8 protein-coding genes are annotated in these 9,907 nt (G+C 73.5%); 4 read left to right on the top strand and 4 right to left on the bottom strand.

The genetic code is table 11. The annotated features are described in order from the left end of the window. Positions 1 to 11 precede the first annotated feature (11 nt). Positions 12 to 221 carry an MbtH family protein gene (locus ACZ9QC_RS40715; protein WP_149830609.1) on the top strand — a complete coding sequence of 70 codons (210 nt, stop codon included), beginning with the start codon at positions 12 to 14 and terminating at the stop codon, positions 219 to 221. An 81-nt stretch (positions 222 to 302) separates the two neighbouring features. Here the strand turns inward: ACZ9QC_RS40715 and ACZ9QC_RS40710 are convergent, their stop codons facing one another. Together ACZ9QC_RS40710 and ACZ9QC_RS40705 are read right to left on the bottom strand one after the other, a co-directional pair. Beyond that, positions 303 to 1,370 carry an iron-siderophore ABC transporter substrate-binding protein gene (locus tag ACZ9QC_RS40710; RefSeq protein WP_472917717.1) on the bottom strand — a complete coding sequence of 356 codons (1,068 nt, stop codon included), beginning with the start codon at positions 1,368 to 1,370 and terminating at the stop codon, positions 303 to 305. Continuing rightward, positions 1,370 to 3,178 (bottom strand): ABC transporter ATP-binding protein, encoded by a 1,809-nt coding sequence (locus ACZ9QC_RS40705; protein ID WP_472917716.1) that lies wholly within the window; start codon positions 3,176 to 3,178, stop codon positions 1,370 to 1,372. Before ACZ9QC_RS40705 ends, ACZ9QC_RS40710 begins: the two co-directional genes overlap by 1 nt. Before the next feature lie 27 nt (positions 3,179 to 3,205). Here ACZ9QC_RS40705 and ACZ9QC_RS40700 point away from each other — a divergent pair, with 27 nt between their 5' ends. Continuing rightward, positions 3,206 to 3,574, top strand: a complete 369-nt coding sequence (locus ACZ9QC_RS40700; RefSeq protein ID WP_472917715.1) for a hypothetical protein — start codon at positions 3,206 to 3,208, stop codon at positions 3,572 to 3,574. Here the strand turns inward: ACZ9QC_RS40700 and ACZ9QC_RS40695 are convergent. Then, complete coding sequence (locus ACZ9QC_RS40695; protein ID WP_472917714.1) at positions 3,550 to 5,337, bottom strand: ABC transporter transmembrane domain-containing protein; 1,788 nt, start codon at positions 5,335 to 5,337, stop codon at positions 3,550 to 3,552. The two genes, ACZ9QC_RS40700 and ACZ9QC_RS40695, sit on opposite strands and share 25 nt — an antisense overlap. 227 nt (positions 5,338 to 5,564) lie before the next feature. On the opposite strand from ACZ9QC_RS40695, the gene ACZ9QC_RS40690 reads away from it, so the two are divergent. Continuing rightward, entirely contained in the window at positions 5,565 to 7,136 is a 1,572-nt protein-coding gene (locus ACZ9QC_RS40690) for an amidohydrolase (RefSeq protein WP_472917713.1), read from the top strand. A gap of 135 nt (positions 7,137 to 7,271) precedes the next feature. Continuing rightward, complete coding sequence (locus ACZ9QC_RS40685; RefSeq protein ID WP_472917712.1) at positions 7,272 to 7,952, top strand: hypothetical protein; 681 nt, start codon at positions 7,272 to 7,274, stop codon at positions 7,950 to 7,952. A gap of 288 nt (positions 7,953 to 8,240) precedes the next feature. Here the strand turns inward: ACZ9QC_RS40685 and ACZ9QC_RS40680 are convergent, their stop codons facing one another. Beyond that, a complete protein-coding gene (locus ACZ9QC_RS40680; RefSeq protein WP_472917711.1) occupies positions 8,241 to 9,707 on the bottom strand; it encodes an MFS transporter in 1,467 nt (488 codons plus the stop codon). Between the last annotated feature and the right edge of the window lie 200 nt (positions 9,708 to 9,907).

Below are 9,907 nucleotides of genomic sequence, written 5' to 3'. Positions count from 1 at the left end.
AGAGGAGTGGCATGAGCAACCCGTTCGAGGACCCCGAGGGCACCTACCTGGTGCTGGTCAACGACGAGAACCAGCACAGCCTGTGGCCGGACTTCGTGGACGTGCCCGCCGGCTGGCGGGTGGTCCACGGGCCCGACTCGCGGCAGTCCTGCCTGGAGCACGTCGAGACGCACTGGACGGACATGCGGCCGCGCAGTCTGGCGGAGTCGATGGACGGCTGACGGCCGGGGACGGCCGCCGACATGCGGAGGGGGGCCGGTCGGTGACCGGCCCCCCTCCTCGTGGCGCATCCTCCGACCGGGTCAGGAGGCGGGCTGCTCCACCTCGGTGTCCGTCTTGCCGTCGACGGCCGCCGCCAGCTGCGGGGCCAGCCGCTCGACCACGTACGGCAGGCTGAGGACCGAGACGAAGGACGTGGCGTTGCCGTAGTCGCTGCTCTCGTTCACGAAGACCTCGCGGCCCTCCTTCACGACCTTCAGGTCCTTGTAGGAGGCGTCCTTGTGGAGCTTCGCGGCGTCCTTGGCGGGGTCGCCGACGATCCACACGACGGCGTCCTGGTCGAGCAGGTCGGTGCGCTCCTTGCTGATGTTCGCGCCGAACTTGTCGCCGATCGCCTTGTCCAGGTCCGTCGGCAGGGAGAAGCCGAGGCCGGTCAGCAGACGGGAGCGGGCGTCCTGGCTGCCGAAGACGAACATGCCCTCGTACGGGGTCGCCATGACCGCCGAGGCGCCCTTGAAGCCGGTGTTGTCGTCGGCGGCGGCCTTGATCTTCGCCTCGGTGTCGGCGACCGCCTTCGCGGCCTCCTCGGGCTTGCCGAGCGCCTTGCCGATCGTCTCGGTCTGCTCCTGCCACGGGACGCCGTAGTCGTTGTACGCCTTCGGCTGGGCGACCACGGGCGCGAACTTCGACAGCGACTCGTACTGCTCCTTGGTCAGTCCGCTGTACACCGCGAGGATCAGGTCGGGCTTGAGGGCGGCGATCTTCTCCACCTGGGGGCCGGTGCCGGTGTCCTTCAGGACGGTCGGCGCCTCGGCGGAGCCGAGCTTGTCCTCGGCCCAGGGGCCGATGGCGCCCTTGTAGCCGCCGAGCCATTCGGTGGTGCCGACCGGGACCTTGCCGAGGGCGAGGACCGCGTCCTGGTCGGTGAGGCCGACGGTGACGATCCGCTTCGGTTCGGCCTTGATCGTGGTGCTGCCGTACTTGTGGTCGAGGGAGACCGGGAAGGCGGAGTCGCCGGAGGAGGTGCTCGCCTCCGCTCCGGCGCCCGACGCGTCGTCGGAGTCGGAGCCGCCGCCGCACGCGGTGGCGAGGAGCAGGGTGGCGGAGGCGAGCACGACGGCGAGCCGTGGCGCTCTGCGGGAGCGGAACATCAGCGGTCCTTCGGTTCGGGTTTCTGCGGAGCGGTGCGTGTGGGGGGCTCTGGGGCCGGCCGTGGGCCGGTGTCGCGGGCGTCCGACCAGGCCGCCCAGAGGGCGGCGTAGGGGCCTCGCGCGGCGTGGAGTTCGTCGTGGGTGCCGGCCTCGACCACGCGGCCGTCCTCCATGACGACGACGCGGTCGGCGGTCGCCGCCTGGCTGAGGCGGTGGGCGACGATCAGCGCGGTCCGGCCGTCGACGGCGCGGGCGACGGCCTTCTCCAGCGTGCGGGCTCCGGCGCTGCCCGCCTCCGCGGTGGCTTCGTCGAGGATCACCAGGGGCGGGTCGGCGAGGATCAGCCGGGCCAGGGCGAGGGCCTGGGTCCGCTCGCCGCTGAGCCGGTGGCCGCCGTCGCCGACGACCGTGGCGAGGCCGTCGGGCAGGGCCTCGGCCCAGGCGAGGGCGTCGACCCGGTCGAGCGCGGCGCGCAGTTCGTCGTCGGTGGCGTCGGGCCTGGCAAGCCGCAGGTCGTCGGCGAGGGGGCCCGCGAAGACATGGGTCTCCTGAGTGATCAGGGCGATCGTGCGGGAGGCGGCGGAGCCGAGTTCGGTGGGCGGGACCCCGCCCACCAGGACGCTGCCGGTGGTGGGCGGCTGGATGCCCGCGACGAGTCGCGCCAGGGTGGTCTTGCCGGCTCCGCTGGCGCCGACGAGGGCCACGCGTTCGCCGTGGCGGATCGTCAGGTCGATGTCGTGCAGGACGGGGTGGCCCGGCCGGTAGGCGTGGCCGAGGCCCCGGACGGTCACGTCGACACCGCCGGACGCGACGGTGCGTGTCGGGGGCGGCGCCACGGGTTCGTCGGTGACGCCGACCAGCCGGGCGAGGCCCGCCGTGGCCGACTGGGCGTCGTCGAGGAGGGCGAGGGCCGCGTTGACGGGGCCGAACAGGCTGTGGAAGTACAGGGCGGCGGCGGTCGCCGTGCCGATGCTCGCGGAGCCGTCGCGGACCAGCCAGTAGCCGGTGACGAGGACGGCGGCGAGCCCGATGTACTCGGCGATGTGCAGCCTGCTGTAGAAGCCGAGGACGAGTCGTACGCCCCGCATGGTCAGCGCCACCACGGACCACGACCGTTCGGTGACCCGCTCGGTGTGCTCGCGGCCCAGCCGGAACGCCCGCACGGTGGAGCTGCCGCCGATGGTGTCGAGCATCTGTTGCTGTTGGGCGCCGGCGGCCACCCGCTGCTCGGCGTAGAGCGGGATGGCGCGGGCGACGTACCAGCGTGCGGTGGCCGCCTGCACGGGGACCGCGAGGAGCGCGGCCAGCAGGAACCGCCAGTCGAGCAGGGCGAGGGCGCCGAAGGTGAGGACGATGGTGAGCACCGACCGGCCGAGCGCGGGCAGCGCGTTGCGCACGGCGTCGGCGATGAGGGAGACGTCGGCGGTGACCCGGGCGGTCAGGTCGCCGGCGCCGGCCTTCTCCACGCCATCCAGGGGGAGGGCCAGGGCGCGCTCGACGAAGCGTTCGCGCAGCCGGGCCAGGGTCGTCTCGCCGAGCCGCGCGATCTGGGACAGCCCGAACCCGGCGGTGACGCCCTGGGCGACGGCGACGGCCACGAGGAGCGCGGCGGTGACGGTGATGGCGTCGGCGGACCCCCGGTCGGCGGCCAGGTCGACGATCCGGCCGAGCAGGGGCTGCACGAGCAGGCCGAGGGCGGTGGACCCGACCATGACGGCGAACGCGGACACCGCCAACCGCCGCTGCGGCCGCAGGAGTTCGGCGACCGCGGCACGCGTACGGGCGGGCGTGGCGACGGGCAGCAGCACGGGTCCGGCTCGGTCACGGCCCCGGGAGTGGGGCTCGTCGGCTCCGACGCCGTGGCCGGCTTCCCCGGCTTCGGCGACGTCCACGGCCTCGTCGGGCCGGACGGTTCCGGCATCCTCCGCAGCCACGACCGACGGGACGGTTCCAGCGCCATCCCCGGTCTCGGCGGGTCGGACGGCTCCGGCGTCATCCACGGCCACGACCGACCGGACGGCTTTCCCCGCGTCCGCGCCCTGGGCGGGCGGGCCGGCTTCGGCGAGCGCTGCCGCGTCTCGGCCCCGGAGGGCTCCCCCGGCTTCCCCGGCTCGCGCGGGCTCGGCGGGTCGAGGGGCCTCCGCGGCCTCGTCGGTCTCCGCGGATGCGGCGTGATCGGTCATGTGAGGACCGCCGTCCGGTAGTCGGCGCGCTCGTGCACGAGGCGTTCGTGGTCGCCGGTCGCGGTGACCCGGCCTTCGTGGAGGAGGACGACACGGTCGGTGACGGCGAGCAGGGCGGGGCTGTTGGTCACCAGGAGCGTGGTGCGTCCGCCGCGGACGTCCCGGATGCCGGCGGCGATGCGGCTCTCGGTGACGGCGTCGACGGCGGTCGCCGGTTCGTGCACGACGAGGACCGGCGCGTCGGCGGCCAGGGCGCGGGCCAGGGCCACGCGCTGGCGTTGGCCGCCGGAGAGTGAACGACCGCGCGCGGTGACGGCGGTGTGCACGCCGTCGGGCAGTGCGCGGGCGACCTCGTCGGTACCGGAGGCGGCCATGGCGGCGGTGACGGTCGCCGGGGCGGCCACGACTCCCGCCCCCGTCTCGGCGGTACCTCTCGGCTCCGGGAGCTCCCGGAGCTCCGGGGCCGCGATCGCCGAGTGGGTGCCGATCGCCGCCGTCACGTTGTCCAGGACCGTGCCCTCGAACAGGTCGGCGTCGTGCTCGGCGACGAGCATCGCGGCGCGGACGTCGTCCGGCCCGAGCGCGGTCAGCGCGGTGCCGTCCAGTTCCACGGAGCCGTCGTCGGGGTCGGTGTGGCGGCCGAGGCAGCGCAGCAGAGCCGTCGCGTCGGCGGGGTCGGTGGTGGCGACGCCGACGGTCTCGCCGGGGGCGATGTCGAGGTCGACCCCGCGCAGGGGGCCGTAGGTGAGGCCGCGCAGGGTCAGCCGTCCCTCGACGCCGGCCGCCGGGAGGGCCTCGGCGGGCCCCTGCGCGGGTACGGCGCCGGGGGCGTCAAGCACCTCGGCGATACGGGCGGCGGAGGCGCGGCCCTGCGCGAGTTCGGTGTTGATCCAGGCGAACTCGGAGAGCGGGCCGACGATGAACAGGGCGAGCCCCACGGAGGAGACGAGTTCGCCGAGGCCGATGTCACCGCGTGCGGCGAGCCGTCCGCCGACGAGGGCGACCAGGGCGATGAAGGCACCGGTGAGGATGGTGACGACGCCGTTCTGCCAGGCCTCGGCGCGGGCGGCGCGCAGGGTGGCGGCGAGGGAGTCCTGGCTGACGCGCCGGTAGCGGGCGACGGCCGCCTGCTCGGCGCCGATGCCCTTGAGGACGCGCAGTCCGGCCACCAGGTCGGCGGCGACACCGGAGGCCTGTGCGGCGCGGTCCTGTTCGGTCTCGCTGCGCCGTTCCAGGGGCTTGCTCAACAGGTGCCCCAGCCACAGCAGCAGGGGGGTGCCCAGGAGGACGAGCAGGCCGAGGACGAGCGAGACGCGCAGCAGGGCGACCGCGCTCACCACGAGCCCGGCGGTGGCCGCGCAGGCGACGATGAGGGCCATGGCGACGGCGCCGACCCGCTTGGCGTCCTCGGTGGCGATGTTCGTCAACTCGCCCGGGAGCCTTCCTTCTTCGGCGCCGCCCTCGGGTGCGAGGACACGGCCGACGAGAGCGGTCCTGAGGTGGTGCGCGGCGGTGACGGCGGCACGTTCACCGGCCCTCGCGCTGAACCGGAAGCTGAGGGAGAGCCCGACGTACACGGCGGCCAGGACGAGCAGCCACAGCAGCAGTCCGGGGATGTCGCCGTCCACGACCCCGCGTTCGATGGCCAGTCCGACGAGCACCGGCACCAGGGCCTCGCCCGTCTGGTGCCCCATCCCCAGGACCGCGCCGAGCACGACGTCCCGACGCTGTCCGCCGACCGTGCGCCACAGGACGTTCCGTCCCGGTGGGTCCGCTTTTCTCACGCAACACTCCGGACCGGTTTCGCCAACACAGGATACGTACAAGCAAACTTAGGTAAGGCTAACTACATTCGCCGTCCTGGACCAGCCCCGAGACGTCTTCGAGACCTGAGCGGCCTCCCCGACAGCGGGGACATCAGCCGAACCGACGTCAACTCGCCCACACATCAAGCCACTTCACCGATACGCGAACACACCGGGCGCACCGCCCCGACCGGAAGGACCCGTCCGTGCTCAGCACCAGGATCACCAACGCCCGTATCGTCACGATGGATCCGGACCGCCCGGCAGCCCGGGAGCTCGGGATCTGGCGGGGGCACGTCGTCGGCCTGGACGAGGACGTGGCGGGCCTTCCGGCGCGGCGGACGTTGGACCTGGACGGCGCCACCGTGCTCCCCGGCTTCGTGGACGCCCATGTGCACCTGGCGTGGGCGGGCCTGAAGGCCAAGGCGCCCGGTGTCGCGCCGAGTCGGCGCGCCGACGACGTGCTCCGGGTGGTCGCGGAGGCGGTGGCCGAGGCCCCGGCCGGCGGCTGGGTGGACTTCGGCGGCTACGACCAGCGCACCCTCGACCGCCCGCTCACGGCGCGCGACCTCGACACCGTCAGCGCCGGTCGCAAGGTGTACCTGGGTCATCTCTCCGGGCACGCCTGCCTCGTCAACTCGGCGGTCCTCGCGGGGCTTCCGGCGGAGGTGGCCCGGCCGGACGGCTTCCTCGCGGAGGGCGCGATGGGGGCCGCGCTACGGTCCCGGCCGCCGCACTCGCTCACCGAACTGGCCTCCGCCATCGAGCACGCCGCCCGTGTCTGCCGTTCCGAGGGCATCACGGGGTGCGCCGAAGCGGGCGTGGGGGCGCGGCTGTTCGGGCACAGCCCCATCGAGGGCGCCGCGTACCAGCTCGCCCACGAGTCGGGCCGACTGCCGCTGCGGGTACGGCTGATGGTGGCCGCCGACGCGCTGCGCCCGGTCCGCGCGGACGCCGAGGACACCACGAGCCGGGCGATCGACCTCGGCCTGCGCACGGGCTTCGGCGAGGGCACTCTCTCGCTCGGCTCGCTCAAGATCTTCACCGACGGCGGCATGATGGCCCGTACGGCGGCCCTCACCAGCCCGTACCTGACACCCGAAGGCCCCGGCGGTTCCGGTCAGCTCATGCACGATCCCGAGGTCCTGGAGAGCACGATCGTCCAGGGCCACCTCGCGGGCTGGCAGCTGGCCGTGCACGCGATCGGCGACCGGGCCCTCGACGTCGCCCTGGACGCGTTGGAGAAGGCCCGGAAGCTGAGCCCCCGCCCGGAGGCACGCCATCGCGTCGAGCACGCCGGACTGGTCCGCCCCGACCAGCTGCCCCGGCTGGCCGCGCTGGGGGTCACCGTCGTCATCCAGCCGAGCTTCCTGCGCTACTACGGCGACGACTACGCCACGGTCATGGGAGAGGACCGGGCGGGCTGGCTGTACCGGGGCCGGGGCTTCCTCGACCATGGTGTCCGGGTCGCCGGCAGCTCGGACCGCCCGGTCGCGAACGGCGCGCCGCTGCGGGCGATCCAGTTCATGGTGGAGCGGGCCTCGGAGTCCGGCCGCCTCATCGGCCCCGGGGAGGCGATCACGGTCGAGGAGGCGCTGCGCGCGTACACCGTCGAGGCCGCCCGCGCCTGCCACTGGGACGGCGACGCGGGCAGCATCACCCCCGGCAGGCGGGCCGACCTCGTCGTGCTGGGAGACGATCCGCGCCGGGTGGACGTGTCCCGGATCGGGGACATCGAGGTGGTGCGGACGTTCGTCGAGGGCGAGGACGCGTACTGACGGACCGGCGGGTGCCCGGCCGGACCGGTGGGCGCCTGGTCGGAGCCAGGTAGCCGGTTGGTGAAGTGCGGGCCTTTTTGTATACGTGGAGAGTCGGACGCCCAATACTGTGCGCAGACGTCACCGGGGGGCTCCATGAAGTGGTTCCGACACGGCCGTGCGCGGCGGCAGGCCCCTGTGGTGCCGCCTTCCGAGGTCGGCGGGAGCGACGAGCCGCCCCGGCAGGCGCCCCCGCTGCTGACCGCAGGCGACCCGGCGCTCCAGCGGATCGGTGGCGACGGCGACACGGTCGCCCGGCTCACCACCGGGACGGGTCCGGTCATCCTCGACATCACCCACTCGGGGAACGGGCACTTCGTCGTGGACGCCCTGGACGGCAGGCTGCACTCGCAGAGCCAACTCGTCTACACCGGCGGCCCCTTCTCGTGCCGCGCCCTGGTGAACGCCGACGACCGGCCGGTGCGGGCGCTCCGCGTCCAGGCGGACGGACCGTGGACGGTCGACGTGAGCCCGCTGTCGAGCGCGCTGCCCTGTGCGGGCCGCACGCGGCGTCCCGCCTCGGACGTGCTGCGCCACACCGGCGGGCCCGGGATCGCGACGCTGCGGTACGAGGGCGATCCGCGCTCCGACGACGGCGGGTACTTCCTCGTGGACACCTTCGAACCGGACGGCACCGGCTTCCTCGACGAGTTGGCCAACCACGTGGGTCCCTGGCAGGGCGAAGCGGTGCTCACCGGCCCCTGTCTCCTCTACGCCCGCTCCGACGGACCGTGGTCGATCGTCGTCCGGCACCTGGATCCGCCCGCCTCGCCCTGAGGGCACCACCGGCGCGTCCGGGCCGGTCAACACCCCCGATCACGCAAGCGGATCACCCTCTTTCACTTCGGTAGGGTTGCCCGGACGATCTCCAGGGCCCAGCATGCGCCAGGGGATGCCGGACCGTACGCGGAGGGGAAACGGCACGCACGACCGCGGTGCCCGTACCGGAGAACGGAGGCCCTCCCGTCGCGCGGGAGGCCGAACTCGCGCGGCACGCGCACGTCGTCGAGGCGCAGCGCCGCACGGGCTGACCGCCCCGGACGCCCCGGCCCGCCCCTACCCCTGTCACGTGGTGGAAGCCGACGCCTCCACCGTGCTCGTCTCCCTGTCCTCCGGGGCAGGGTCGGAGTCGGCGGCGGCCCGTGCGCCGGGGATGCACACGGCGACCGCCGCGGCGACCAGCGCGGCACCGCAGCCGATCATCAGACCGGTCCGGAACCCGGCCTCGGAGGGCAGGCTGAAGCCGCCGAGCGTGGTGGTCATCTGGGCGAGCACCACCCCGACCACGGCCGCCGCGGTGGAGGTGCCCAGGGCGCGCATCAGCGTGTTGAAGCTGTTGGCGGAGGCGGTCTCGGACAGCGGCACCGTGCTCATGATCAGTGCGGGCATGGACCCGTAGGCGAGGCCGACGCCGGAGCTGACGACGAGGGAGACGATCAGCAGACCCCAGGTGGAGCCCATCAGCGCGAGCGAGAGACCGTAGCCGGCGGCGATCACCAGGGAACCGGTGACCAGCGTGAACTTGGGGCCGCGAGCGTTGGTGAGCTTTCCGCCCAGCGGGGAGAGCGCCATCATCATCAGCCCGGCCGGGGCCATCCACAGCGCCATCGCCAGCATCGACTGGCCCAGACCGTAGCCGGTGGCCTCAGGCAACCTCAGCAGCTGCGGAGTGATCAGCGACTGGGCGTACATACCGAAGCCGACGAGGACCGAGGCGACGTTGGTGAGCAGCACGCGCGGGTGCGCGGTGGTGCGCAGGTCCACCAGCGGCTCGCGGGTGCGCAGCTCCCACCAGCCCCAGGACAGCAGCAGCACGGCGGCGCCGACGAACAGGCCCAGTGTGGTCGCCGAACCCCAGCCCCAGTCCGCGCCCTTGGACACGGCGAGCAGCAGGCACACCACACCGCCGCCGAGACCGAGAGCGCCGACGAAGTCGAAACGCTGGCCCCTGGCACCGGCCGGGGTCTCGGGGACGAGGAACCAGACCATGGCGGTGACCGCGACGGCCAGACCGGCCGCGCCCCAGAACAGCACGCGCCAGCTGGCGTACTGGGCGACGGCGGCGGCGATCGGCAGGCCGAGGCCGGCGCCGATGCCCAGGGAGGCGCTGACCAGGGCGATGGAGCCGCTGAGCCTCTCCGGTGCGATGACGTCACGCAGCAGGCTGATGCCGAGCGGCACCACGCCCATCCCGATGCCCTGGAGTCCTCGGCCCACGATCATCGGCACGACGGAAGAGGACAGCGCGCAGACCACCGAGCCGATGATCAGCGGGGCGCAGCACACCAGGAGCATGCGGCGCTTGCCGTACAGGTCGCCGAGGCGTCCGCCGATCGGGCCGAAGACCGCTCCCGTCAGCAGCGTCGCGGTGATCACCCAGGAGGCGTTGGCCGCGCTGGTGTCGAGGATCGCGGGCAGCTCGGTGAGCAGCGGTGTCACCAGTGTCTGCATGATCGCGGCGACGATGCCGGCGAGCGCCAGCGTCGCGATGACACCGCCGGGGCGGGCGGCGGTCGGGGGGTTGGCCGTCAAGGGATTCCTCCGTGCGATGAACCGGTGACCGGGCATACGTCATGCACCTGGCGTGCAGCATACCTGTCACATGCATGGAGCACGTCCTGTGCACGACGCACTTCACATGCATGATGCACATGGAGATCCTGAACGGCCCGGCGGTGCGGGCCTGCCGGGATGGAAGGATCGCCGTGGCGGAATCCGCAAACGAGGAGGCA

The sequence above is a fragment of the Streptomyces sp. HUAS MS02 genome (assembly GCF_055702265.1).
Note: the sequence above shows the minus strand (reverse complement) of the source record. Positions and strands in the feature narration are given on the sequence as shown.

Coding starts and splice junctions, on each gene's coding strand:
- ACZ9QC_RS40685 (WP_472917712.1), top strand. CDS start 7,272: ATGAAGTGGTTCCGACACGGCCGTGCGCGGCGGCAGGCCCCTGTGGTG.
- ACZ9QC_RS40715 (WP_149830609.1), top strand. CDS start 12: ATGAGCAACCCGTTCGAGGACCCCGAGGGCACCTACCTGGTGCTGGTC.
- ACZ9QC_RS40710 (WP_472917717.1), bottom strand. CDS start 1,370: ATGTTCCGCTCCCGCAGAGCGCCACGGCTCGCCGTCGTGCTCGCCTCC.